This is a genomic window from Streptomyces sp. AJS327 (assembly GCF_013450295.1).
Taxonomy (GTDB): Bacteria; Actinomycetota; Actinomycetes; order Streptomycetales; family Streptomycetaceae; genus Streptomyces.
Genome location: NZ_SKBR01000001.1, coordinates 1,575,994 through 1,602,062, shown reverse-complemented (window position 1 = coordinate 1,602,062; position 26,069 = coordinate 1,575,994). Strand labels below are relative to the sequence as shown.

Here is a 26,069-nt window from a genome sequence, read left to right as displayed (position 1 = left end):
GGGTTATCGGGAGCGCGGGCCTCCCGGCCCCCTCGGGAGTCCCCGGGAAGGGGTTCCGCCGCCACGGCCAGCCTAGGGGCGGCACCGTCCGGATGTGCGCGGTGACCGGCAGTTGAGACGGTACAAGAGAGTCATGATCTTCCACGTGGTGCCGCTCGACGACTGGCTGAGCTTCCCGGACCGCCCCTACGCGCCGCCCGGTTTCGCCGATGACGGGATCATCCGCTGCGCGGCGGACGAGGCGGGCGCGCTGGTGGCGGCGGACACCCACTTCCGCGAGGCGATCGGGCCGGTGATGGCCCTGATGATCGACGAGCGGAAGCTGGACGTGCGGGTGCGCTGGGGCCCCGGCCCCCGCGTCCACGGCCGGATCAACCGCACCGCGGTGGCCGGGATGCTGGAGATCCAGCGAGACGCCGAGGGGAGCGCGCTCTCGCTCAGCATCTGGTCCTGAGCCCGGCCGTCCCGGAGTACGGGTCCCCACGGGGTGGCCGCGGGGGCGGGTTCCGGGGGCTCGTCCCCCGCGGCCTCGCCGTCCGGGGCCGCCGGAACGCCTCCCAGCGGCGGAGGCGCGGGCGCCCGACGGGGCGCGGGAGCGGCGGTGGGGCGCGGGAGCCCGGCGGTGGCTCCGCGCCCGGCGGACCGCCCGCCGCCGTGGACGCCCCGCGCGCGGGAGCCGCCCGGGGCCCGCGCGGGCCGAACGGCCGGGCGAGCCACCGGAGTCGGGGCCGGTGGCGGAGACTGCGGCGGGGCGGTGGGGTGGAGACGGGGGCGGGCGTCGACGGCGGGGAAAGCGTGGAAGAGTGGCCGCAGGAGGTCCAGCTCACCGTGTCCCTGTTCTGGCGGATCTTTCTGCTCAACGCGCTCGTCCTGGTGACGGCCACCGTCGTGCTGCTCTGGGCACCCGTGACCGTCTCCGTGCCGGTCGTGCTCACCGAGGCCGTCGTCGTCACCGGCGGCATGCTCGCGATGCTGCTCGCCAACGGCTTCCTCCTCCGGCTCGGGCTCGCCCCGCTCCAGCGGCTGAACCGGCTCATGCAGACCATCGACCTGCTGCGGCCCGGGCAGCGCCTCCCGGCCAGCGGCCAGGGCGACATCCCCGACCTGCTGCGCGCCTTCAACGAGATGCTGGACCGGCTGGAGACCGAACGCGGCGACAGCAGCGCCCGCGCGCTCTCCGCGCAGGAGGCCGAGCGCCGCCGGGTGGCGCAGGAGCTGCACGACGAGGTGGGCCAGAGCCTCACCGCCGTTCTGCTGGACCTCAAGCGGATCGCCGACCACGCCCCGGACGCGATGCGCGCGGACCTCCGGCAGGCCCAGGAGACCACCCGCGCCAGCCTCGACGAGGTGCGGCGGGTGGCGCACCGGCTGCGGCCCGGCGTACTGGAGGACCTGGGACTGGTCAGCGCGTTGACGGAGCTGGCCGAGGAGTTCGCCGCGCACTCCGGGCTGACCGTGCGCCGCGACTTCGCCGCTCCGCTGCCGCCGCTCGGCGGCGAGGTCGAGTTGGTGCTGTACCGGGTGGCGCAGGAGAGCCTGACGAACACCGCCCGCCACGCGGACGCCTCCGGCGCCGAACTGTCCCTCCGCTCCGAGGACGGGCGGGTGGTGCTCCGCGTCCGGGACGACGGGCGTGGGCTGGGGGCGTCCGGGGAGGGCGCCGGGCTGCGCGGGATGCGGGAGCGGGCGCTGCTGGTCGGCGGCGAACTGAACGTCGGGACGCGCCGTGGGGGCGGCACCGAGGTGCGGCTCCGCGTCCCGCTCGACCACGGCTCGCGGGCGGCGCCGCCGGCGCCCCGGGCGGAGGACCGGACACCGGCCGGGGGCGCGTCCGCCTCCGGCCCGGAGAACCGCACCCAGGAGGGGGAGTGAACGCGATGGCCGGAACGGCCGGAGCCACGGGGCGCGACGGGCGCCGCACCCGGATTCTGCTGGCTGACGACCACGCCCTGGTGCGCCGCGGGGTCCGGCTGATCCTGGACGGCGAGGACGGGCTGGAGGTGGTCGCGGAGGCGGGAGACGGGGCGGAGGCCGTGGAGCGGGCCCGGACGACCCCCGTCGACCTGGCGGTGCTGGACGTGGCGATGCCCCGGATGACCGGTCTCCAGGCGGCCCGTGAGCTGTCCCGCGCCCACCCCGGGCTGCGCATCCTGATCCTGACCATGTACGACAACGAGCAGTACCTCTTCGAGGCGCTCAAGGCCGGGGCCTCCGGCTACGTCCTGAAGTCCGTCGCGGACCGGGATCTGGTGGAGGCGTGCCGGGCGACGATGCGGGGCGAGTCCTTCCTCTACCCCGGCGCGATCACCACCCTCGTGCGGACCTACCTGGAGCAGGCGCGGCGGGGGGACGGTCTGCCCGAGCGCATCCTGACCGAGCGCGAGGAGGAGGTGCTGAAGCTGATCGCCGAGGGTCACTCGGCCAAGGAGATCGCCGCGACGCTCTCCATCAGCGCGAAGACCGTCGAACGGCACCGGGCCAACATGCTCCAGAAGCTCGGGCTCCGGGACCGGCTCGACCTCACCCGCTACGCGATCCGCACCGGCCTCGTCGACCCCTGAGCGCGGACCCCGTACTCCCCCGGGGCCCGGCGCCCGGCCGGACGCGCCACCGCCGTCCCCGGTCGGTGCCGGGGACGGCGGTGGCGCGTGGTGACGGCGGTGGCGGCGGTGGCGGCGTGATCCGGTGTTACAGCCCGACCTCGTTCATCAGCATGCCGACCTCGGTGTTGGTCATCCGCCGCAGCCAGCCCGACTTCTGGTCGCCCAGCGCGATCGGCCCGAAACGGACCCGCACCAGCTTCTCCACCGGGAACCCGGCCTCCGCGAGCATCCGCCGCACGATGTGCTTGCGGCCCTCGTGCAGCGAGACCTCGACCAGGTAGTTCTTGCCGGTGTTCTCGACGATCTTGAAGTGGTCGGCGCGGGCGAAGCCGTCCTCCAGCTCGATGCCGGACTTGAGCCGCTTGCCGAGGTCGCGCGGGAGCGGCCCCTGGATCGCCGCCAGGTAGGTCTTCCGCACCCCGTACCGCGGGTGGGTGAGCCGGTGCGCCAGCTCCCCGTGGTTGGTCAGCAGGATCAGGCCCTCGGTCTCGGTGTCGAGACGGCCCACGTGGAAGAGCCGGGTCTCCCGGTTCTGGACGTAGTCGCCGAGGCACTGGCGGCCGTCCGGGTCCTCCATCGAGGCCACGACACCGGCCGGCTTGTTGAGCGCGAAGAACACGAAGGACTGGGCGGCGACGGTCAGCCCGTCGACCTTCAGCTCGTCCCGCGCGGCGTCCACCCGCAGGCCCTGCTCCCGCACGACGGTGCCGTTGACCTCGACCCTGCCCTGCTCGACCAGCTCCTCGCAGGCCCGGCGGGAGCCCATCCCGGCCCGGGCCAGCACCTTCTGGAGCCGCTCGCCCTCCTGCTCGCCGAAGGTCTTGGGCGGGGCCGCCCGCCGCTCGCTGTGCCGGGCGCGGTTACGCTCCTCGATCTTCGCGTCGTACTCGCGGGGGCGGGCGGGGGCCGAGGCGTTCTTGGCCCGGGCCTTGGGCGCACCGCTCTTGGTGACGTTCCGCGTGGAGTTGCGCAGGGTGCTCTTCGGGGAGTTCCGCGCGCCGCCCCGGCCCGCCGCCGTACCGGACTTACCCGGACCACCGGACTTGCCGGGGCCGCCGGACTTGCCGGAACCGCCGGGCTTACCGGAACCGCCGGGCTTGCCCGGGCCACCGGACCTGCTGGGGCCGCCGGACCGGCCGGACGCGCCGGAGCTCTGCGCCGGGCCGCCGCCCCGACGGCCGGTGTCGCCCCCGGAGCCACCGCGCCCGCCGCGGCCCTCGGAGCCGCCCTGGTCGTAGCGGCGCTCCTCCGGGCGTGGGCGCCCGTCACGCCGCTGCCGGTCGCGCCTGTCGCCCGCGCTCCGGTTGTTCCGGTTGCCGCCGGTGTTCTTGCCGCTGCTTCGCATCAGTGATCCGTCTGGGAGTGGTCGGAGCGATCGGGGTCGTCGCCGCTGTGGTCGTCTACGTCGAACGACGGCACACCCTCCTGGGAGTCCCCCTCGACGGCCTCGGCTTCCGGCAGGAAGGGGGCCAGCTCCGGTAGCTCGTCCAGGCCGCGCAGGCCCATCCGCTCCAGGAAGTAGTGCGTCGTCCGGTACAGGATCGCACCTGTCTCCGGTTCCGTGCCCGCCTCCTCCAGCAAGCCCCGCTGGAGGAGGGTCCGCATCACGCCGTCACAGTTCACGCCACGCACCGCGGAGACCCGGGAGCGGCTGACCGGCTGCCGGTAGGCGACCACGGCCAGCGTCTCCAGCGCCGCCTGGGTGAGCCGCGCCTGCTGCCCGTCCAGTACGAAGCTCTCCACGGCCGCCGCGTACGCGGGCCGGGTGTAGTAGCGCCACCCGCCGGCGACCAGTCGCAGCTCGAAGCCGCGACCCTGCTCGGCGTACTCGTCGGCCAGCTCCCGCACCGCGTCCGCGACCTCGCGCGGGCGGCGGCCCAGCACCTTCGCCAGCCGCTCGACGGTGGCGGGCTCGTCCACGACCATCAGCACCGCCTCCAGCGCGGGCTTCAGCTCCAGTCCGGCGGCGCCGGAGTCGTCCGGCGGCGGGGCGGGGGACGGGACCGCGCCAGGCGGCAGCACGCCCTCGGCGTCCGCGGCGGGGCCCACGTCGTACTCGGCGGACCCGGCGTCGTGTCCCGCAGCCCGCCGCGCGGCCTCCGCGTCGGGCGCGGGTTCGGGGCGGGCGGCGTCCGTGCCGCCCGGGCCTTCCTCCGGCGGCGCCGCCTCCGGCCCCTCGGTGGCCGCGACGGGACCGGCGGGATCGACCGGGGTGACGGGATCGGTGGGGGTGACGGAACCGGCGGGCTCGGTGGGGGCGGTGGTTCCGGTGGGGGTGGGCTCCGTACGGGGGCTGGCGATCAGGCGGGCGGTGCCCTCGGTCCGGGAGGTCTCCCCCGCCCGGTCGGTCTCCTCGGTCATGTCCGCTTCCTCTCCTCCTCCGGCTCGGGCGGGCGGTCGAACTCGTCGGTGACGAGCGGGGCGGCGTCCGCCGCACCGCACCACCGGACGGTCAGCTCGCCGAGGGCCTCGTCCTGGTCCAGCTCGACGGCCCGCTCCCGGTACAGCTCCAGCAGCGCGAGGAACCGCGCCACCACGGTGAGGGTGTCCGGGGCGCCCTCGGTCAGCTCGCCGAAGGTGGCCCGGCCGCGCTCCCGCAGCCGGGCCACCACCACCTCGGCCTGCTCGCGCACGCTCACCAGCGGCGCGTGGATGTGCTCGACGTACACCTGGGGCTTCGCCCGTGGCCGCATCGCCTTGACCGCGAGCCGGGCGAAGCCCTCGGGGCCGATGCGCAGCGCCACCTCGGGCAGCAGCTCGGCGTGGTGCGGTTCGAGCCCGACCGTACGCGGCCAGCGCCGCGCCTCGTCCGCCAGCCGCCCCGCGAAGATCTCGGCGACCCGCTTGTACGCGCGGTACTGGAGGAGCCGGGCGAACAGCAGGTCGCGCGCCTCCAGCAGGGCCAGGTCGGCCTCGTCCTCCACCTCGGCGGCGGGCAGCAGCCGGGCCGCCTTGAGGTCCAGCAGCGTGGCGGCGACGACCAGGAACTCGGTGGTCTGGTCGAGGTCCCACTCCGGGCCTATGGCGCGGATGTGCGCCATGAACTCGTCCGTGACCCGGGAGAGCGCCACCTCCGTGACGTCCAGTTTGTGCCGCGAGATCAGTTGGAGCAGCAGGTCGAAGGGGCCCTCGAAATTGTCCAGGACGACGGTGAACCGCCCGTCCCGCTCCGGCTCCTCCCCCGGCGGTTCCGCCGGGCCGTCCGGCGCCGTGGGCCCGGGGGGTTCGACGGGCGCCGTGGGCTTGGGCTCCCCGGCCCCGGCCGACGGCACGGGTTCCGGGGTGTGCGGCTGGACGGGCTCCCCGTCCGGTGCCGCTCCCTCCCCCGGCGGTTCCGCCAGCCCCTCCGGAGCCGTGGGTTCGGGGTGTTCGACGGGCTCCGTGCGCCGCGTCGGCTCCGTGGACGCGGTGGCCCGGGGGCCGCCGGACTCGGGGAGTTCACCGGGGGGCCGCTCCCGGCTCCCGGCGGACCACGGCGTACTCGCGTCGCCCGGGCCCTGGCCGAGGGGGCGGCGCGGGGACCGGCGCGGTGCGGGAACGCTGTCGTCAGGAGTGGGCATCGCCGGAAGCGTACTGGCATCCCCCCGCCGGACCCCGGAGGGCACCTCGACGGGCGGCGCCGGGCGTCAGCGCCCGCGCAACCGCCGCACCAGGATGCTCGCTTCGCCACGCGACTCCAGGTCAGCGAGGACCACGGCGACCGCCTCGCGGACGATACGGCCCCGGTCGACGGCGAGTCCGTGCTCGCCGCGGAGCACGAGCCGCGCGTGCTCCAGATCCATCAGCTCCTCGGCGGAGACGTAGACGGTGATCTTCTCGTCGTGCCGTTCGCGGCCGCTGGGGCGTCGCTGCGTGGCGCGCCGGGCACGGGGCGAGTCGCCCCCGCCCTGGCGGCTCTTGGCCTGCGCGCGGGCGCCCGGCTGTGCGGACGGGGAGCGGCGCCCGCCGGTCGCCTGCTCCGCCGCGATCCGTCCCCGGCGGGCGGGGGCGGGGTGCTCGGCGGGCTCGGCCGTCTCCGGGCCGCCCGCCGTGTCGGGGCGGGCGGCGGGGAACTCGTCGTCCTCCGGGGCGTGTCCACCGGCGCGCGGCTCACCGCCGTCCGCGGAGTCCCGCGCGGTGCCGGGGTCCCCACCGGTCTCGGGAGACCGCGCGGGCGGAGGTACCGAGGCGGACGCCTCGCCGTTGGCCTGGTTCTGCTGGATCCCCGAGGGCTGCACGGAGGATCCCCCGGTCGTACGGAACAGTTCGTCGGCTGCCGGGAGACTCACTCGGCGTGGCACCGGGCGAGCACCTCCCTGGCGAGTTGGCGATAGGCGGCGGCGCCAACGGAGTTGGAGGCGTACGTCGTGATCGGCTCACCGGCGACCGTGGTCTCCGGGAAGCGGACGGTTCGGCCGATCACCGTGTGGTAAACGTTGTTGTCGAATGCCTCGACGACCCGCGCCAGCACCTCCCGGCTGTGCACGGTCCGGGAGTCGTACATCGTCGCGAGGATGCCGTCGAGCTCCAGCTCCGGGTTGAGCCGCTCCTGCACCTTCTCGATCGTCTCGGTGAGCAGCGCGACCCCACGCAGCGCGAAGAACTCGCACTCCAGCGGCACGATCACCTTGTGTGCGGCGGTGAGGGCGTTCACCGTGAGCAGGCCGAGCGAGGGCTGGCAGTCGATGACGATGAAGTCGTAGTCGTTCAGCAACGGCTGGAGCGCGCGCTGGAGCGTGGACTCCCGGGCGACCTCGCTGACGAGTTGCACCTCGGCGGCGGACAGGTCGATGTTGCTGGGCAGCAGGTCCATGCCGGCCACCGCGGTCTTCAACAGCACCTCGTCCGGGGCGAGTCCGCGCTCCATGAGCAGGTTGTAGACCGTGAGGTCCAGCTCCATGGGGTTCACGCCGAGACCGACGGAGAGCGCGCCCTGCGGGTCGAAGTCGACGAGCAGTACCCGGCGTCCGTACTCCGCGAGCGCGGCACCGAGGTTGATCGTCGAGGTGGTCTTGCCGACCCCGCCCTTCTGGTTGCACATAGCGATGATCTTCGCGGGCCCGTGTTCGGAGACGGGGCCGGGGATCGGGAAGTACGGCAGCGGGCGGCCGGTGGGCCCGATGCGCTCGCGGCGCTGGCGGGCGGCGTCCGGCGCGAGCGTCGCGGCGTACTCCGGATCGGGCTCGTACTCCGCGTCGGGGTCGTAGAAGTGCCCCTCGGGCAGCTCGCCGTAGGCAGGATCGATGTTCTCTGGGTGGCTGTAGTCGGCGATTCGCTCGGCGGACTGACCGTTCGCGCCGTCGCCGGCCATGGCGTTCACGTAGTGGCCGTCCATGCTCTGGTGGGCTGTCGTGCTCGGGTGTCGGGTGGACTGCTGAGGATAGGCGTGGACGCCGAAGGAGCCGACAGCCTCGGGCCCCGAGGGCTGGTGCCCTCGCACAGGCGCTCCTGGATGACCACCCCCGGGAGAAAATGTCGACTCATTCACAAGTCGTCCTACCTCCTTGGCGACCAGGAAACTTCTAAACAGGTCAGCGTGGCACCATGCCGACGGTTGGTGACTCTATGGCGTGTCGGCGGTTCGCAGCAACACAATCCACCGGAGACGGCGCGATGTGTCGGCAACCAGGCGCCCCCGTGTCAAGACCGCTCAGCGCCATCACACCGACGTTATGGCGGAGCAAAACGGTCGGAACACCATGTTCGCGACACGTCACGGAGGGTTGAAGTGGCGCCGCCCACACGGTCGGTGCCCAAACCCCCGTGGGATACGTGACGTTGCTGACGTTCCCCGTACCCCGTTCCCCGGCGCGCATCCCCACCCGCCCCACCACGCCCGACTCTTCCCCGTTCGGCGATCCGCCGTGGACGCGCGCCGGGCCGTCTCACCCGCCCCACCCGGCGGCCTCGCCACCGAATCCGACCGCGCGTTCTCCCCGCTCACCGTCGCGCGGCCACCCGCCCCCGGAACGCGGGGACTTACCCGCGTTCCGCCCCGAACCGGAAACAGATACGAAGGTGAACGGCGGCCGGACGGACGGGAGTTCGCGGGAGTCTCGACGGGACACCGTCACCGGACGGCCACCCCGGAGCGGACCCGCGAGCGGAGAGGCGAGCGGACCCCGGGGCATGCGCGCGGCACCGACGTCCCGTCGGGTGGAGCGAGGACGCTGGGGAGTGGGCGGCACGGTGAGGGAGTTGACCACCGGGACGCGGAGAGGGGGTCAACCCCCCGTGACAAACGTGATGTTGGGGCTGTCCACCCCCAAAAGGTGTCGCCCCGCGAGTCTTTGGGGCACTCGGAGCGCGGGGCGGCGCGCCCCCCACGACGGGGCGCGGCGGCCCGTCCGGCGCGCGGGTCGGCGCACCGGACGGGCCGCGTAACGGCGACGAACTGACCGTGCGCGAACCGCCCTTGGCAGAGGCGCGCCCTCGGCGGGGGCAACGCGTGCGGCGGGCGACCGCGGATCAGCCGAGCAGGGTGCCGAGTTCGCGGACCGGCAGCTCGTGCGCCTCCGCGACAGGGCCGTACACCACCTCGCCGTCATGGGTGTTGAGACCGAGAGCCAGCGCCGGATCCCGGCGCAGCGCCTCGCGCCAGCCGTGGTTGGCGACCTCCAGGATGTACGGGAGCGTGGCGTTGGTCAGGGCGTAGGTGGAGGTGTTGGGTACCGCCCCTGGCATGTTGGCGACGCAGTAGAAGATCGAGTCGTGCACCGGGAAGGTGGGGTCCGCGTGCGTGGTGGGCCGGGAGTCCTCGAAGCAGCCGCCCTGGTCGATCGCGATGTCGACAAGGACGCTTCCCGGCTTCATCCGGGATACCAGCTCGTTGGTCACCAGCTTGGGCGCCCTGGCGCCCGGGATCAGCACCGCGCCGATCACCAGGTCGGCCTCCAGCACGGCGCGTTCCAGTTCGTAGGCGTTGGAGGCGACGGTCCGCACCGTACTGCCGAAGATCCGGTCGGCCTCGCGCAGCTTGTTGACGTCCTTGTCCAGCAGGGTCACGTGGAAGCCCAGGCCCACCGCGATCTGGGTGGCGTTCCAGCCGGAGACACCGCCACCGATCACGACCGCGCGCCCCGCGTGCACACCCGGCACCCCGCCGGGGAGGACTCCGCGACCGCCCGCGTGCTGTCCCGACTCGCCCCAGCGCATCAGGTGGTAGGCGCCCACCTGCGGGGCGATCCGGCCCGCCACCTCGGACATCGGGGCGAGGAGGGGCAGCGCCCGGTTGGCGGTCTCCACCGTCTCGTAGGCGATGGCCGTGGTGCCCGACGCCAGCAGGGCGTCCGTGCAGGGGCGGGACGCGGCCAGGTGGAGGTAGGTGAAGAGGGTCTGGTCCTTACGGAGGCGGTGGTACTCCTCCCGCACCGGCTCCTTGACCTTCAGCAGCAGGTCAGCGGTGGCCCACACCTCGTCGGCCGTGCCGAGGAGGGTGGCGCCGGCGGCGGTGTACTCCTCGTCCGGGATGGAGGAACCCACTCCGGCCCCTCGCTCGACGTACACCTCGTGGCCGCTTCGCACGAGTTCCAGCACACCGGCCGGGGTTCCGGCCACCCGGAACTCGTTGTTCTTGACTTCGCGGGGGATACCGACCTTCACGTCAATCACAGTCCTTGGCTCAGGGGTTCGGAGGACAGGGACGGCCGGGGCACGTCCCGTGATCTCCCGGTATGTATGGGTGGATACCGAGCGACATCAGGGACGCAGGGAAAACCGGCACGAGTCGATCGATACCGCTCCATACCCGCAGGTGGCGGCATGGAACGGTGCGGACCAACGCGAACCCAGACGGATACCCACGGAGGGCCACGGCGCGACCATTCTAATGAAGGATCTCGCACTGTCTAGCCTTACAAAGGGTCCATCTAATCGCGCCTTGCTATATGTTTCCCAGGTAACGCGATCAGACACCGGTGGCGGTAGTTCCGTTTTCCGGGCTCCGGACCGCCCCCTCCGCCGCCGCCCGGTCCAGCAACCGCTGACCTGCCCGTCCCCGCTCCCGCGCGGCCCGGCGCTCGCCCACCCGCTCCAGCGCTCCGGCCAGCCGCAGGTTGACATGCCCCTCCAGCCGCGGGTCCCCCGCGCGTTCGGCGGCGGACAGCGCCTGCTCCCAGGCGCGCAGCGCCTCCTTCGGCCGCCCGGCCCGGTCCTGCGCCTCGGCGACCTCCGCCAGCGCCCGCGCCCACGCCCAGGTGTCCCCCAGCCGCCGGAGCAGCGCCGCCGCGGCGCGCCACTCGCGCAGCGCCTCGCCCCAGCGCCCGGACCGGCCCAGCACCGCGCCGAGCCTGCCGTGCAGCCGGGCCGCCGCCGCGCCGTCCCCGCCCCGCGCCTGCCGTCCGGCGAGCGCGCGCCCGTACCAGTCGGCGGCGCGGGACCAGTCCTCCTGTTCCGCGTGGGTGTCGCCGATCGACTCCAGAGCCCGGCAGGCGGCCAGCTCGTCCCGGGCGGCGCGGGCCGCGTCCAGCGCGGCCCGGTAGCGGGCGAGCGCCTCCGGCAGCCGCTCCGCGTGCGCGTCGAGGTCGCCCAGGTTCAGCAGGGCCGCGGCCTCCTCCCGGGCCGGGCCACCGCGCGCGGCGACCCGCAGCACCAGCTCGTGCAGCCGGTAGACGTCCGGGGCCGACTCCTCGGGCGTCCGGTGCGCCTCCAGGGCGCGGGCGAGGGCCGAGACCATCCGGCGGGCCAGACTGTCCAGTTCGCCCCCCTCCTCGACGGCCGAGCGGACGGCGGTCAGCAGCGCCGGACGGCGTGCCGTCAGCCAGTCCCGGGCCTCGGCCGGGCTCTCGAAGCGCAGGGGGCGGGGCTGCGCTGCGAGACGTTCCCGCGCCGGTGAACCGGCTGGTTCGGTGACGGCGCGGCACGCCTGGAGCTGCCGCACCATCCGCTCCAGCATCCGGGCCCGGGCCAGCAGCGCCTCGCTCTCCCGCTCCCGCTCGGCGAGTTCGGCGCGGAGCAGCGGGTCGAGGCAGCCGGGTACCGCGTAGCGGTCCGGGGGGAGCGCGCGCAACAGCCCCAGCCGCTCCAGGTCGGTCAGGATCGCGATGGCCTCCGGCACCGCGCATCCGGCGAGCGCGGACGCGCCGTGCGCGTCGGCGACACCGCCGGGGGCGAGCGTCAGCAGGCGGGCGAGCCGGGCCGTCGGTGCCGGGAGGGCGTCGTAGGCCAGCCGGAAGGCGCGGGTCAGCGGGGTGCGGGTGCCCGGCTCCCCGGAGGGCGCGGTCCCGGGGCGGGCGAGGGCCCGGGCGGCGTCCGCGACCGAGGCCGTCGGGTGCGCGCTGAGCCATCCGCCGGTCAGCGCGAGCGCGGCGGGCAGGTCCCCGCACGCCTCGGCCAGCAGTTCCGCCCCGCGCGGGTCGACGGTGATCCGGGGCGCGGATCCGGCGCGGCGGGCGAGGAGTTCGACGGCGGAGGCACGGTCCAGTCCGCCGAGCGCGCAGGGCCGTACGTCGGGGACGCCGGTGAGCGGGCCGGAGGAGACCGCGACGACCAGGCACTCGCGGCTGTCGGGCAGCAGGTCCAGCAGGTGCGCCGGGTCCGCCACGTCGTCCAGGAACAGCACGGCGGCGCGTCCGGTGAGGGCCGTGCGGACCGCCTCGGTCAGCTCCTCCTCCCCCGCTCCCGGTGGGACCCGCGGCCCGTCGAGTGTGGCGAGGATCTCGCGGGCGGCCTGTTCGACCGGCACCGGTTCTCCGTGGGGGTCGGTGAGCCGGGCGCGCAGCACCCCGTCCGGGTAACGGTCGGCGACACCGCGCACGAACGCCTCGGCCAGGGTGGTGCGTCCGGAGCCGGGCACGCCCGCGATCAGCAGCACCCGGCTGTGGGGGGAGGGACGTCCCGCGAGGGTGTCGAGCCCGGCGTGCTCGATGTCGGTGGCCAGCTGGCGCAGTTCACGGCGGCGGCCCAGGAAGTCGGCTGGCGGCCGGGCCGGCGAGCCGGGGCGTTCGGCGGGCGGGGCGTGCACCCGGGCGGCGGGGGCGGTGGGGGTGCCGGAGGCGGTGGGCCCGCTGGGGGCCGGACGGTTCGCGGCTTCCCCGGTCCGGGGCTCCGGGGCCGGAACGGGCGGGACGGGAGACCCGGTGGCCGCGACGGTCCCGGCCGGGGAGTCGGCGGGGAGTGGGGAGCTGGCGGACGCGGGCTCCACCGGGGCCTCCTCGGTGGGGCTTCCCGCGCGCTCCGTGGCTTCCTCGGTGGGGCTTCCCGTGGGACCGGCGTCGGGACCCTCCGGACGGTCCGTCGTGCCCGCCGGACCCGCCGGGCTCGCCGGATCAGTCGGTTCTGTCGGGTCTGTCGGGTCTGTCGGGTCCGTCGTGGGGGCGGGGGTTTCCGCTGGCTGAACCGCCTGATCCGTCACCGGTACGCTCCCGTCCACCTGAGCCTGCGCGCACGAGCCCGCGGGCCGCCGCCGGTTCACACCGCCCCGGACGGCTCGTCCCGGGCGCCGTGGGCCCGGGCCCACGGCGGTCCGTGCCCGGGGCACCGCGCCGGACGTACGGACGCCTCCCGGGCGTGCGGCCCGGAAGCGGTCCCTCATACGGCGGGGCGCGGCGCTCGCCGTCGGCTCCCCACGTGGGCCCGAGGACGTACCGGGTGGCACGCCGTTCGGACCATGTGATCCAAGAAAAAGCACCTTAGTTCACCCGGGGAAGGGGCGTCGGGGCGCGCGGCGGCTCGGATACGGAAGCTCACCACTTCGGTCCAGCGGCCCCGGGGCACGCTCCGGGCGCCCCCGGCGACCGGCGGGCGAGGGGGCGGACGGGGATCACGTCCGCCACCACACGCGCCCACCTGATCCGCCCGGGCCCCCGGATCCGTCGGGCTACGGCCGGGCCCGGCGACTCCGCGTCAGGACGGCTGGAAGGGGCGGGCGGGCCAGGGCGCCTCGGCGGGGCGCAGTCCCTCCAGCCCCTCGGCCGAGGAGCGGGCCGCGTGGAGCGCCAGCGCCCCCACCACCAGGCAATTGTTGTGCAGCCGCCCGGCGAGTGCCCCCTGGACCAGCTCGTCCAGCGGGACCCGGGCCAGCTCCATCGCGGCCTCCTCGGCGAACACGGCGAACCGCTCGCCCTCCGCCTCGGTGACCCCACGGGCGAGGAAGATCCGGACGGCCTCGTCGCAGCCGCCGGGCGTGGTGTACACGTCGACCAGCACACGCCAGTCCGTGGCCTGGACGTGGGCCTCCTCGTACAGCTCGCGCTCGGCCGCGTGGAGCGGGTTCTCGCCGGGGACGTCGAGCAGTCCGGCCGGGATCTCCCACAGCTTCCAGCGCACCGGGTGCCGGTACTGGCTGAGCACCAGCACCCGGTCCTCCTCGTCCAGCGCGAGCACCGCGACCGAGCCCGGGTGGACCTGGTAGTCGCGCCGCGCGACGCCGCCGTCCGGCATGACCACGTCGTCCGTGCGGACGCTGGTCTTCTTGCCCTGGAAGGGGGTGGCCGTCCCGGTGACGCGCCACTCCTCCGGTACGTCGACGAGTTCGGGGTGCTCCGCCATCGTCAGGCTCCCTCTCCAGCGTTCGCCGCGGTCCCGGGGTGCGCCGGGTCGCTCAGCCCGTCCGGCTCGGCGCCGGTGGCCAACGGCCCGCTGGTGGACCGCTCCGCCTGCCGCTCCACCGCGGCCCGGGCGAGCCCGGCGAACAGCGGGTGCGGACGGGTCGGCCGGGAGCGCAGCTCCGGGTGGGCCTGGGTGGCGATCAGGTACGGGTGGACCTCGCGGGGGTACTCGACGTACTCGACCAGCCGGTTGTCGGGGGAGGTTCCGGAGAACACCAGCCCCGCCTTCTTCTCCAGCTCGCTCCGGTACTGGTTGTTGACCTCGTACCGGTGCCGGTGGCGCTCCTCGACGTACGGCTCACCGCCGTACACCTCGCGCGCGATCGAGCCCTCGGCGAGCTTGGCCGGGTAGAGCCCCAGCCGCATGGTGCCGCCGAGATCGCCGTCCCCGGCGACGATGTCCAGCTGCTCCTCCATGGTGGAGATCACCGGATGCGCGGTGCCCTGGTCGAACTCGGTGCTGTTGGCGTCCGCGATACCCGCCAGGTTGCGGGCCGCCTCCACCACCACGCACTGGAGGCCCAGGCAGAGCCCGAGCAGCGGCAGCCGGTTCTCCCTGGCGTACCGGATCGCGCTGACCTTGCCCTGGACACCGCGGTCGCCGAATCCGCCCGGGATACAGACCGCGTCGCAGTCGGCGAGCTGTCGCGCCGCGCCCTCCGGGGTACGGCAGTCGTCCGAGGTGACCCACTTGATGTGCACCCGGGCCCGGTTGGCGAAGCCGCCGGCGCGCAGCGCCTCGGTGACCGAGAGGTAGGCGTCCGGCAGGTCGACGTACTTGCCGACGAGCGCGACGGTCACCTCGTGGTCGGGCTCGTGGACCCGGCGCAGCAGGTCGTCCCACTGGCTCCAGTCCACGTCCCGGAAGGGCAGGTCCAGTTTCCGGACGACGTAGGCGTCGAGCCCCTCGGTGTGCAGGACCTTCGGGATGTCGTAGATCGACTTCGCGTCGATGGCGGCGACCACGGCGGCGTCGTCGACGTCACACATCAGCGAGATCTTCCGCTTGATCGCGGTGGGCACCTCGCGGTCGGCGCGCAGCACGATCGCGTCCGGCTGGATGCCGATGTTCCGCAGCGCCGCGACCGAGTGCTGGGTCGGCTTGGTCTTCAGCTCCCCGGACGGGCCGATGTACGGCAGCAGCGAGATGTGCACGACGAAGACGTTGTCCCGCCCCACCTCGTGCCGCACCTGCCGGACGGCCTCCAGGAACGGGAGCGACTCGATGTCCCCGACCGTGCCCCCGACCTCGGTGATCACGACGTCGACGTCGTCGGTGGCCATCCGCCGGATGCGGTGCTTGATCTCGTTGGTGATGTGCGGGATCACCTGGACCGTGTCACCCAGGTACTCGCCGCGCCGCTCCTTGGCGATCACCGAGGAGTAGACCTGCCCGGTGGTGACGTTGGCGGAGGCGTCCAGGTCGACGTCGAGGAAGCGCTCGTAGTGCCCGATGTCGAGGTCAGTCTCGGCACCGTCGTTGGTGACGAACACCTCACCGTGCTGGAAGGGGTTCATCGTGCCGGGGTCGACGTTGAGGTAGGGGTCGAGCTTCTGCATCGTCACCCGCAAACCCCGTGCCTTGAGCAGCGCGCCCAGGCTGGAGGCGGTGAGCCCCTTGCCGAGCGAGGAGGCGACGCCCCCGGTGACGAAGAGGTGCTTGGTCGTCATGGTTGCAGGCGGCATGGCCAAGTGGGGCTCCCGTGGTCGCGTGGTGGAGTGCGGCGGACGCCCTGCCACGATGCACGGGGGCCGACGCTGCGGTTCGGGGGGCTGCCGCGCCGACGGGATCCCGGAAGGGAAGAGGCCGATTCGACGGATGAGCTGGGCCCACCGGTCCACGGGCTACCAGGGTATCAGCGACCGTCCGAGCCGCCCCTCGGAGGACGTCCACGGACCTCGGAACGCCCTGGGAACGCCCTGGGAGCGGCCCTGGGAGCGGGCGCGGACCGGACCTGGGCGCGGCCCGCGGAACGGGTCCCGGCGCGGGCCCGGGTGGGCGGCCGGGCGGCGCCGGGTCCGCCGCGCGGAGCTGGTGGGACGGAATCGGTCCAGGCGTGCCACAGCAGGGCCCTTTCTGCTCTACCGTGGCGGTCAGATCACGGCGGTCGCGTCCGGCCGGTCGTTCACCCCTCACGCCACACCCTCGCGGTGGCCGTCGGGCGGGTCCCGCCGCCGCGTCGTACCCTGCCCGGTACCTCTCCGGGCGGGTTGGGAAATCGCAGGTCATGTCGGGCGTCCCACGGGGACGCCACGCCACAGTTCGACTGGAGACGCACGTGGCTGGGCGTATCGAGGATTACGCACTCATCGGGGATATGCAGACCGCCGCCCTCATCGGACGGGACGGTTCGGCCGACTGGCTCTGCCTCCCCAGATTCGACTCGCACGCGGTGTTCGCGAGTCTGCTGGGCACGGAGGAGCACGGCTTCTGGCGGCTCGGCCCCGCGCACGCGGCCGGAGGGGAACCCCCTCCGGCCGACCGCAGGCGCTACCGGGGGGACTCCCTCATCCTGGAGTCCGAGTGGGACACCCCACGCGGCTCCGTCCGGGTCATCGACTTCATGCCGCCGCGCGGGACGCACGCCCCGCAACTCGTCCGGATCGTGGAGGGGGTCAGCGGCCGGGTGCCGATGCGCTCCGCGCTGCGGATGCGCTTCTCGTACGGCTGGGTGGTGCCGTGGGTGCACCGGGTCGACCACCGCACCGCGGCCGTCGCCGGGCCCGACTCGGTGTGGCTGGACAGCGACGTCGAGACCTACGGCCAGGACCTCACCACCTACTCGGACTTCACCGTGAAGGCCGGGGACCGGATCGCGCTCGCCATCAGCTGGCAGGCCTCGCACCGGGAGCCGCCGGAGCCACCGGAGGCCGAGTCCGCGCTGGAGGTCACCGAGGAGTTCTGGCGCGAGTGGGTGGAGCAGTGCACCTACCAGGGCCCGTACCGGGAGGCGGTGGTCCGCTCGCTGATCACCCTGAAGGCCCTGACGTACGCGCCGACCGGCGGGATCGTCGCGGCGCCCACCACCTCGCTCCCGGAGGACATCGGCGGCTCCCGGAACTGGGACTACCGCTTCACCTGGCTCCGGGACGCGGCGATCACCCTCTCCTCGCTGCTGCGCACCGGCTACCGGGAGGAGGCGCGGGCCTGGCGCGAGTGGCTGCTGCGCGCCGTCGCGGGCGATCCGGAGAACCTCCAGATCATGTACGGCATCGCGGGCGAGCGCGAGTTGGGCGAGATGGAGCTGAGCTGGCTGCCGGGGTACGAGAACTCGGCGCCCGTCCGGGTGGGCAACGGCGCCGCCGGACAGCTCCAGCTGGACGTGTACGGGGAGGTCACCGAGGCGCTGCACCTGGCGCACATGACCGGTCTGGGCCGGAACGACTACGCGCAGCTCCTCCAGCTCAACCTGATCCGCTACCTGGAGAAGCACTGGACCGAGCCGGACGAGGGCATCTGGGAGGTGCGCGGACCGCGTCGGCACTTCGTGCACTCGAAGGTGATGGCCTGGGTCGCGGTCGACCGCACGGTGAAGCTGATCGAGTCCGGTGAGGTGGACGGTCCGCTGGACCGCTGGCGCGCGCTGCGGGACGACATCCACCGCGAGGTCTGCGAGAAGGGGTACGACAAGGAGCGGAACACCTTCACCCAGTCCTACGGCTCCCAGGAGCTGGACGCCTCCCTGCTGCTCATCCCGCAGATGGGCTTCCTGCCGCCGGACGACAAGCGGGTCATCGGCACCATCGAGGCGATCCAGCGGGAGCTGTCCACCGAGGACGGCTTCGTCATGCGGTACCCGACCTCCAGCGGCCCCGACAACGTCGACGGGCTGGAGGGCGACGAGGGGGCCTTCCTCGCCTGCTCGTTCTGGCTGGCCGACGACCTCGCGATGATCGGCCGGGTGGAGGAGGCACGGCAGCTCTTCGAGCGGCTGCTCGCGCTCCGCAACGACCTGGGCCTGCTCGCGGAGGAGTGGGACCCCCGGCTCCAGCGTCAAGTGGGCAACTTCCCGCAGGCGTTCAGCCATGTGCCGCTGATCGACACCGCCCTGCGGCTGACCGCCTCCGGCGCCTACGGCGCCTGAGCACGCGCTCCCCCGTCCACACGGGCGGGGGGCAGCACCGACCCGGCGGAGCCCGGACCGCGCCCCACCGGGGCTCCGGTCCTCCGCCACCCGGCGTCGGCGGCCACCGCGGCACACCGCGCGTCCCCGACGCCCTCTCCGCTCTCTCACGCGCCACTCCCCCGCGCCCCGACCCCCGCCGAACGCGGCCCGGTGGGGCGGACAGTTCAGTGCGCGCCGGTCATCTCGTCGTAGACGCTGAGCACATGGGCGACCGTGTCCGCCTCGGTCGCCCAACTCGCAGCCTGGGCACGCCCGGCGGCGATCAGCCGCTCCCCGCGCTCCGGCGAGCGCAGCAGACCGGACACCGCGCCCGCCAGCGCATCCGGATCGTCCTTCGGCACCAACAGCGCCCCGTCCCCGACAAGTTCGGGCACGCCGCCGACCGCGCAGGCCACCAGCGGCACCCCGGCGCGCAGCGCCTCCTGGGCCAGCGGCGACCGCGCCTGGTGCCGCGCGGGCAGCAGCGCGACGTCGGCGCGGGCCAGCAGGTCGATGGCGTCTCCGGGAGGTCCCACCAACCGGGCGGGCAGCGCCTCCTGTTCGATACGGCGCTGGAGCGCGGGCCGGGCCGGGCCCGCACCGGCGATGGCCAGGACCGGTTCCGGGGTGAGGTGGCGCCAGGCGCGCGCCGCCGTCAGCAGCGTCCCGAGGCCGTGGTGACGGTCGAGGCGTCCGGCGGTGAACAGCAACGGGCGCCGCACAGCGTCAAGTTGGGCGTGCAGCGGCTCGTCGGTGACCGGTCCCGGAGGCCGCCCGGCGGAGGCGCACCGCTCGGGGTGCGGCAGGCCGACCGGGGCGAGCCGGGCGTCCCGCGCGCCGCACGCCCGGGCGGAGTCGACCAGTTCGGCGGTCGCGCCCAGCATCACCTCGGCCGCCCGCGCCACCCGCCGCTCCAGGAGCCGGACGAGCGGTCCCCTCGCGCCCTCGCCGTAGTCCCGGTTGTGCCAGGTGACGACGAGCCGGACGGAGCCGCGCAGGGCGCTCAGCGCCAGTGCGGCCAGCATTCCGGAGCGCAGCCCGTGCGCGTGGACCAGGTCGGCTCCGGCGCAGACCGCGCGCAGCGCGGCGACGGCCTCCGGCCCGCCCTGCGCCGGGACGGCCGCGAACCGCGCCCCGGCGCCGGTGAACCCGTACCGTGACTCGGCGCCGGGACCCGCGCAGACGGTCACCCGGACCCCGCGTGCCACCAGCCCCTCGGTCAGCGAGCGCACGTGCGCGGCGGTCCGGGTCGAGGAGACCCCACCGGACGCGGGGGACGCCCCGCCCAGCACCTGCACGACGCGCAGTGGCGCCCGACCGAGGAGTGGCCCGTGCGGAGGAGGGGTGGGGCTCACGGTGGTCAGGCTCCTGGCTGCGGTCGACGTGGGCGAGCGGACGTCCGGCACGGACCGCGGTCCGGCGCGGGCCCGGCAGGGGGGGCACCAGGCTCCCGCGCGGCCCGGCGACCGGCCCAGCATGCCAGGAGCGGCGGGTTCGCCGGCACCTGAGCCCCCGTCAGACGGGGGCGCGCGTCGCGCCCCACACCGTGGGATCACTCAGCCGGGTGAGGTCAGAGCCGCGCGCCCCCGCACACCACCGCGCTCCGCGCGCGCGTCCCGCCCGCGCGCCGGGTCCGGCCGGAACGGGCCGGGGAGCGGCGGGAAACCACCGGAACCTCCCGGGCGTCGGCCCCGGGAGCGGCCGACGACGGTCCCGGGGCCCGGCCCGGCATCCGCCCAGGTTCCGCCCGGTCCGCCCGAGGTCCGCCGAGGAACGCGAGGGTGGCGCGGGCGGGCCGTCTCAGACCTCGGAGCGGGCCGTCTCCAGCAGCTCCTCGGCGTGGGCCCGGGCCAGCTCCGAGTCCTCCTGGCCCGCGAGCATCCGGGACAGCTCGCGCACCCGCTCCTCGCCCTCCAGCGCCTGCACCCCGCTGCTCGTGACCGAGCCGTCGCCGGTCTTCCGCACCACCAGGTGACGGTCCGCGAAGGCCGCGACCTGCGGCAGGTGCGTCACCACCACCACCTGCGCGGACCGGGCGAGCCGCGCCAGCCGCCGCCCGACCTCGACCGCCGCCTTGCCGCCGACCCCGGCGTCCACCTCGTCGAACAGGTAGCTGGGGACGGGCGCGGCGCCCGCGAAGACCACCTCGACCGCCAGCATCACCCGGGACAGCTCACCGCCGGAAGCGCCCTTGGCGATGGGCCGGGGCGGAGCGCCCGGGTGCGGCGCGAGCAACAGCTCGACCTCGTCGGCGCCGTGCGGGCCGTAGGCGACGTTCCGTCCGTCCAGCTCGATCCCGGACTCCTCGTCGGCGGCCTCGCCGTGCCCGATGGTGAACGACACCCGGGCGTGTGGCATGGCGAGTTCGGCGAGTTCCGCCGTCACCGCCTCGGCGAAGCGCCGGGCGGCCTCGGTGCGCGCCTCGGTCAACGCGTGGGCGAGCGTGCCGAGTTCGGCGCGCAGCCCGGCGTGCTCGGCGGTCAGCTCCGCGATCCGCTCGTCGTCGCCGTCCAGTTCGGAGAGGCGGGTCGCGCTCTCCTCGGCCCAGCCGAGCACCTCCGCGATGTCCGCGCCGTACTTGCGGGTGAGCTGGGCCAGCGCGGCGCGCCGCTCCTCCACCGCGGCCAGCCGCAGCGGGTCGGCGTCCAGGTCGTCGGCGTAGCCCGCGAGTTCACCGGCCACGTCGGACAGCAGGATGGACACCTCGCCCAGGCGTTCCGCGAGGGCGGCGAGCGCCGGGTCGTGCGACCGCACCGCCTCCAGGGCCCGGTGCGCCCCGGCGACCAGGGTGGCCGCGTCCACGCCCTCCGGGTCGGCCGGATCCCCGGCCAGCGCGCCGTGCGCCGCGGTGGCGGCGGAGGCCAGCGCCTCGGCGTGCCCCAACCGCTCGGCCTCGGCGGCCAGTTCGGTGTCCTCACCGGGACGCGGCTCCACCTCCGCGATCTCCGTGAGGCCGAAGCGGAGCAGGTCCGCCTCCTGGGCGCGCTCCCGGGCCCGCGTGGTGATCTCCGTCAGTTCGCTGGAGACGGCGCGCAGCCGCTGGTACGCCTCGCCGTAGGCGGCGAGCGGCTTGGCCACGGCCTCGCCCGCGTACCGGTCGAGCGCCTCCCGCTGCCGCGCGGGGCGCAGCAGCCCCTGCTGGTCGGTCTGGCCGTGCACCGCGACGAGGTCGCCGCTCAGCTCGGCCAGCAGCCCGATCGGGGCCGAACGGCCGCCGAGGTGGGCGCGGGAGCGCCCCTCCGCCGAGACACTGCGACTGATCAGCAGGGCGCCGTCGTCCAGTTCGGCACCGGCCTCGCTCGCCCTGCGCGCCACCGGGGACTGGGGAGGGACGAGCAACCGCCCCTCCACCACGGCCGACTTCGCGCCGAACCGCACCAGACCGGCGTCGGCCCGGCCGCCGAGCAGCAGGCCGAGGCTGGTCACGACCATGGTCTTCCCGGCTCCGGTCTCGCCGGTCACCGCGGTGAAACCGGGGGCCAGCTCGACGACGGCGTCGTCAATCACGCCCAGGGACTGGATCCGCATCTCCTCCAACACGGGTACGACCATACGAGGTCACCCGGTGGCCGCCCCACCCCTGGTCCGGGTGACGCCTCCGTCGTACCCGGGCACGGTGGGGCGAGCGGGACCGGAATCCCGGCCTCCCAGACGCCGCGCGCGCCCCGGCGGCGGCCCCGGGAGGGAAGGCGTTCCGGGTGGTGCTCCGGAGCCCGGCGAGTTCGGTCGTGTGCGGCCGGACCTCGCGGGAGGGGCCGCCGCGCCCCGAACCGGACGCGGCGCCGGGCTCGTTGACCGGCGCGGGGCTCGGGGCGGAGACGGCGGGGCCGCCGTCAGCGCGGGGCGCCGCGCCAACCGCCCACCGGAAGCGCGAACTTGGCGACCAACCGGTCGGTGAAGGAAGCGTGGTGCAGACGGGCGAGCCGCACCGGCACGGAGCCGCGGCGCACCTCGACCCGCGCGCCGGGGGCGAGTTCGACGCTGCGCTTGCCGTCACACCACAGCACGCCGCCGGGGGTGTCCGGCTGGACCTCCACCGCGAGCACCGAGTCGGGCGCCGTCACCAGCGGCTTGGCGAACAGCGCGTGCGCGCTGATCGGCACCATCAGCAGCGCCTCCACCTCCGGCCAGACCACGGGGCCACCGGCGGAGAAGGCGTAGGCGGTGGACCCGGTGGGGGTGGCGCAGACCACACCGTCGCAGCCGAAGCTGGAGACGGGGCGGCCGTCCACCTCCGTCACCACCTCCAGCATCCGCTCGCGCGCCGCCTTCTCCACCGACGCCTCGTTCAGCGCCCAGTCGACGTGCGCCGGGGCGCCGTCGTTCCGCACCAGCACGTCGAGCGTCATCCGCTCCTCGACCTCGTACGCGCGGCGCACGACGCGGTCCACGACCTGGCCCAGGTGGTCGCGCTCCGCCTCCGCGAGGAAGCCGATCCGCCCCAGGTTGACGCCGAGCATCGGCACCCCGGAGGCGCGGGCGAACTCGGCGCCGCGCAGCAGGGTTCCGTCCCCGCCGAGCACCACCAGCAGCTCACAGCCCTCGGCCGCGTCCGGGGTGGGGGTGACGGTCTCCACGGGGCCGGGCAGCGGCAGGTTCACCGCCTCCTCGTCCAGCACCCGGACCTGCACGCCGCAGCGGAGCAGCCCCCGCACCACGAGTTCCGCGCTGCGCACGGCGGCGGGCCGTCCGGTGTGCGCGAGCAGGAACACGGTGCGGCTCCCCGGCTCCTCCGACGGCTTCTCCGCCTCGCGGGGCGCGGTCTGTCCGGCGTGCGCGCCGCTCCGCCCCCGCTCCGCTCCGCCGGGCCCGCTCGTCTCGTCCGTCGCCGTCACTTCGGCCCCTCCGCCACCGCTCGGTCCAGCTCGGCCGGGTCGAGCGGTGCCGCTCCGGCGCGCAGCCACAGAAAGTACTCAACGTTGCCCGAGGGGCCCGGCAACGGGCTCGCGGTGACCCCGCGCACCCCCAGCCCCAGCTCCTCCGCCCGCCGCGCGACGGTGCTCACCGCCTCGGCCCGCAGCCGGGCGCCGCGCACCACGCCGCCGCTGCCCAGGCGTTCCCTGCCGACCTCGAACTGCGGTTTCACCATCAGGACCAGGTCCGCTTCGGGGACGGTGCAGCGGCGCAGCGCGGGGAGCACCAGCCCGAGCGGGATGAACGAGAGGTCACCGACGACGAGTTCGACGGGTTCGCCGACCTGCTCCAGGGTGAGCGAGCGCACGTTGGTGCGGTCCAGGGTGGTCACCCGCTCGTCGCTCCGCAGCGACCAGGCGAGCTGCCCGTACCCCACGTCGACGGCGACGACCTGGCGCGCCCCGGCGCGGAGCAGCACATCGGTGAAGCCGCCGGTGGAGGCGCCGGCGTCGAGCGCGCGGCGCCCCCGGACGCGGAGTCCGCCCGGGGTGAACGCCTCCAGCGCCCCGGCGAGTTTGTGGCCGCCGCGCGAGACGTAGTCCGGATCGTCGGCGTCCTCGCGGACCAGCAGCGCGGCGCTGGTCTCCACCTGGGTCGCGGCCTTGCTCGCGACGTTCCCCCCCACCGTGACCCGCCCGGCGGCGATGAGCTGGCCGGCGTGCTCCCGCGAGCGGGCGAGGGAGCGGCGTACCAGCTCCGCGTCGAGTCGGCGTCGTGCCACGGTCAGCTCCCCGGTGCGGGTCGGTCGAGGGCCGCGAGGGTGTCGCGCAGCCCGCGGTGCACATCCTCGTACACCTCCAGGTGGCCCGAGACACCGAGGTGGTCGGCGTCCCCGAGCCTCCGCAGCCCGGCGTCGACCGGGGGGTGGCCGGTCAGCTCGACCGCGATCCCGAGCGGACGCGGACCCTCCGCGTCCGGCTCCGGTTCCGCCGCCTCCGCCCCGGGCTCCGGGCCGGGCTCCACCCCGGATTCCGACCCGGGTTCCGGTTCGGGGCGCCGCGGTGACCCGCCCTCCGGTCCGCCGGTCGCACGCGGGGGGTCCGGCCGCTCCGGAAGGGCGGCTTCCCCGAGTGGGATGGGCTGTTCGGCCACAGGGTGTTCGCGCGGCTCCGCCTCGTTCATGCCCCCGACGCTACCCGCTCGCCGGGCGCGCCGTACCCGCGCGCCGTACGCCGTCGTGGCCGCTCCGCGGCCCGGCGCGGCGCGGGCGTGGCCCGGTGGGGGCCCGCGCCGTCGAGTGGGCGAGGGCACCGGGCGGGCGCGGGTGCCGAAGCGTCGCCGCTGGACGGGGTGTGGATCGCGCGGGACGCGCCCCGGGGGCCTCCGGTGCGCCGGGTACGCGGCGCGGGAGCGCGCGGCCGGGACGCCACGAGGCCGCCCCGGGCGAGACGCCAGCCGTGCGGGCGGGGACGCCGTCCGCCCGGTGGGCGGCAACCGTCAGGCGGTCCGGGCCCGTTCGCGTGCGGCGGGGACCACCAGCGGGGTGCCGGTCTCCGGATCCGGGATCACCCGGCAGGGCATGCTGAAGACGGTCTCCACCAGGTCGGCGGTGACCACCTCGGAGGGCGGTCCCTCGGCGACCACGGTGCCGTCCCGCATCGCGATCATGTGGGTGGCGTAGCGGGCCGCGTGGTTGAGGTCGTGCAGCACCGCGACGAGGGTGCGGCCCTGTTCCTCGTGCAGCCGGGCGCAGAGGTCGAGCACCTCGATCTGGTGGGCGATGTCGAGGTAGGTGGTGGGCTCGTCGAGCAGCAGCAGCGGCGTCTGCTGGGCCAGCGCCATCGCGATCCAGACGCGCTGGCGCTGGCCGCCGGACAGCTCGTCGACGTAGCGTCCGGCGAGTTCGGTGACCCCGGTCGCGGCCAGGGACTCCGCGACGACCCGCTCGTCCTCGTCGGACCACTGCCGCAGCAGCCCCTGGTGCGGGTACCGCCCACGGCCCACCAGATCGCTGACGGTGATCCCGTCCGGGGCGATGGACGACTGGGGCAGCAGGCCCAGGGTGCGGGCCAGCTTCTTCGCGGGTATCCGGGCGATGTCGCCGCCGTCCAGCCGGACGGTGCCACGGCTCGGCCGCAGCATCCGGGAGAGCGCGCGCAGCAGCGTCGACTTGCCGCAGGCGTTCGGCCCCACCACCACGGTGAACGAGCCGTCCGGGATGACGACGCTCAGCTCCTCGGCGATGGTCCGCTGGTCGTAGCCGAGGGTCAGCGACTCCCCCGCCAGCCGTCCGCGGGGCCCGGTACCGGAGGAGGCGGCTCCTCCGCCCGCCACGTCTCCCGGCCGCGGCGCGGCCGCGGCGGTGTTCTCGGTGTTCCCGGGTCCGGGCGCCGTCTGGCCGGAGGCGGCCGCGTCGCCGGGCTCGGGGGTGTCGGCCCGCCGGTCGCCGCGGGCGGTCTCGGTCTGCTCCATCTCGGCCTTCCCGTCGCTCTCGTTCGCCTGCCTGCCCACACGCCGGGCCCGCGTCCCCCACGCCCTCGGTGCCCCGTCCGCCCCGTTGGCACACCGGCGCCGGGGAACGCCCGGGGCCGGTGGGGACGAGACGCCCGGGGCCCCCACGGGCGCCGGGGGGTCGCGCCCCATCATCCGGAACGACCACGGCGGAGCGCGCGGGCGGGGTGGACGCACTGGCCCTCTGGACAACAACGACTTAGGTTAAGTTAACCTAAGTCAGCGTCGTCCGTCGCGTCCTGACCGTACGTCCCAGGACCCGTACGCCCGTGGAGAGCGAGCCCTCATGTTCCCCCGGACACCGGCACCCGCGGGCCGTCGCGGAGCGTCCGCCCCCCGGCCGCGCGCCGGACGCGGGAACCGCGGCCGCGCGCTCCGGACCCGCACCGGGCGCCGCCCCGAACTCGCCCCGCACCACCGCGAAGTGAACGCCGTCCGCCACGGCGCGGAACGGCGGCATGGCACGCCCC

Annotated in this window: 19 protein-coding genes; 4 read left to right on the top strand and 15 right to left on the bottom strand. The window is 75.0% G+C overall.

Translation table 11 applies throughout. The annotated features are described in order from the left end of the window. Positions 1–133: 133 nt before the first annotated feature. The 3 genes from E0L36_RS06455 to E0L36_RS06445 all read left to right on the top strand — a co-directional run bounded on the left by E0L36_RS06455 (position 134) and on the right by E0L36_RS06445 (position 2,561). Positions 134–454: a DUF952 domain-containing protein gene (locus E0L36_RS06455; protein ID WP_180927849.1), complete on the top strand. Its 321-nt coding sequence runs from the start codon at positions 134–136 to the stop codon at positions 452–454. A gap of 374 nt (positions 455–828) precedes the next feature. Further along, entirely contained in the window at positions 829–1,872 is a 1,044-nt protein-coding gene (locus E0L36_RS06450; RefSeq protein WP_180928643.1) for a HAMP domain-containing sensor histidine kinase, read from the top strand. A 5-nt stretch (positions 1,873–1,877) separates the two neighbouring features. Continuing rightward, the gene (locus E0L36_RS06445) at positions 1,878–2,561 is read left to right on the top strand and encodes a response regulator transcription factor (RefSeq protein ID WP_180928642.1); all 684 of its coding nucleotides are present in this window, start codon (positions 1,878–1,880) and stop codon (positions 2,559–2,561) included. Between the two features lie 127 nt (positions 2,562–2,688). On the opposite strand, the gene E0L36_RS06440 is transcribed toward E0L36_RS06445, so the two are convergent. The 9 genes from E0L36_RS06440 to E0L36_RS06400 all read right to left on the bottom strand — a co-directional run bounded on the left by E0L36_RS06440 (position 2,689) and on the right by E0L36_RS06400 (position 15,814). Continuing rightward, a complete protein-coding gene (locus E0L36_RS06440; RefSeq protein WP_180927848.1) occupies positions 2,689–3,948 on the bottom strand; it encodes a pseudouridine synthase in 1,260 nt (419 codons plus the stop codon). After that, positions 3,948–4,625 carry an SMC-Scp complex subunit ScpB gene (scpB, locus tag E0L36_RS06435; protein WP_374705511.1) on the bottom strand — a complete coding sequence of 226 codons (678 nt, stop codon included), beginning with the start codon at positions 4,623–4,625 and terminating at the stop codon, positions 3,948–3,950. The genes E0L36_RS06440 and scpB overlap by 1 nt, the downstream gene beginning before the upstream one ends. 335 nt (positions 4,626–4,960) lie before the next feature. Next, the gene (locus tag E0L36_RS06430; RefSeq protein ID WP_180927847.1) at positions 4,961–6,163 is read right to left on the bottom strand and encodes a ScpA family protein; all 1,203 of its coding nucleotides are present in this window, start codon (positions 6,161–6,163) and stop codon (positions 4,961–4,963) included. Positions 6,164–6,229: 66 nt separating this feature from the next. Then, positions 6,230–6,871 (bottom strand): hypothetical protein, encoded by a 642-nt coding sequence (locus E0L36_RS06425; protein WP_180927846.1) that lies wholly within the window; start codon positions 6,869–6,871, stop codon positions 6,230–6,232. After that, positions 6,868–7,917, bottom strand: coding sequence for a ParA family protein (locus E0L36_RS06420; protein WP_219636388.1), 1,050 nt, complete (start codon positions 7,915–7,917; stop codon positions 6,868–6,870). The genes E0L36_RS06425 and E0L36_RS06420 overlap by 4 nt, the downstream gene beginning before the upstream one ends. A 1,133-nt stretch (positions 7,918–9,050) precedes the next feature. Then, entirely contained in the window at positions 9,051–10,184 is a 1,134-nt protein-coding gene (ald, locus tag E0L36_RS06415; protein ID WP_180928640.1) for an alanine dehydrogenase, read from the bottom strand. Positions 10,185–10,488: 304 nt separating this feature from the next. Beyond that, positions 10,489–12,543, bottom strand: a complete 2,055-nt coding sequence (locus E0L36_RS06410; protein ID WP_180928639.1) for an ATP-binding protein — start codon at positions 12,541–12,543, stop codon at positions 10,489–10,491. 881 nt (positions 12,544–13,424) lie between these two features. Continuing rightward, complete coding sequence (locus E0L36_RS06405; RefSeq protein ID WP_180927844.1) at positions 13,425–14,069, bottom strand: NUDIX domain-containing protein; 645 nt, start codon at positions 14,067–14,069, stop codon at positions 13,425–13,427. Between the two features lie 2 nt (positions 14,070–14,071). Further along, the gene (locus E0L36_RS06400; protein WP_258015920.1) at positions 14,072–15,814 is read right to left on the bottom strand and encodes a CTP synthase; all 1,743 of its coding nucleotides are present in this window, start codon (positions 15,812–15,814) and stop codon (positions 14,072–14,074) included. Positions 15,815–16,356: 542 nt separating this feature from the next. Here E0L36_RS06400 and E0L36_RS06395 point away from each other — a divergent pair. Then, the gene (locus E0L36_RS06395; RefSeq protein WP_180927843.1) at positions 16,357–18,213 is read left to right on the top strand and encodes a glycoside hydrolase family 15 protein; all 1,857 of its coding nucleotides are present in this window, start codon (positions 16,357–16,359) and stop codon (positions 18,211–18,213) included. Between the two features lie 206 nt (positions 18,214–18,419). Here the strand turns inward: E0L36_RS06395 and E0L36_RS06390 are convergent, their stop codons facing one another. The 6 genes from E0L36_RS06390 to E0L36_RS06365 form a co-directional block, all read right to left on the bottom strand. Then, the gene (locus tag E0L36_RS06390; protein ID WP_308416648.1) at positions 18,420–19,589 is read right to left on the bottom strand and encodes a glycosyltransferase family 4 protein; all 1,170 of its coding nucleotides are present in this window, start codon (positions 19,587–19,589) and stop codon (positions 18,420–18,422) included. Between the two features lie 445 nt (positions 19,590–20,034). Continuing rightward, complete coding sequence (gene recN / locus E0L36_RS06385; RefSeq protein ID WP_180927841.1) at positions 20,035–21,786, bottom strand: DNA repair protein RecN; 1,752 nt, start codon at positions 21,784–21,786, stop codon at positions 20,035–20,037. A gap of 281 nt (positions 21,787–22,067) precedes the next feature. After that, positions 22,068–22,946 carry an NAD kinase gene (locus E0L36_RS06380; protein ID WP_180928638.1) on the bottom strand — a complete coding sequence of 293 codons (879 nt, stop codon included), beginning with the start codon at positions 22,944–22,946 and terminating at the stop codon, positions 22,068–22,070. Between the two features lie 119 nt (positions 22,947–23,065). After that, positions 23,066–23,869, bottom strand: a complete 804-nt coding sequence (locus E0L36_RS06375; protein ID WP_180927840.1) for a TlyA family RNA methyltransferase — start codon at positions 23,867–23,869, stop codon at positions 23,066–23,068. Between the two features lie 2 nt (positions 23,870–23,871). Continuing rightward, entirely contained in the window at positions 23,872–24,111 is a 240-nt protein-coding gene (locus tag E0L36_RS28205) for a hypothetical protein (protein WP_180928637.1), read from the bottom strand. Between the two features lie 474 nt (positions 24,112–24,585). Then, positions 24,586–25,560, bottom strand: coding sequence for an ABC transporter ATP-binding protein (locus E0L36_RS06365; RefSeq protein ID WP_258015918.1), 975 nt, complete (start codon positions 25,558–25,560; stop codon positions 24,586–24,588). Positions 25,561–26,069 lie beyond the last annotated feature (509 nt).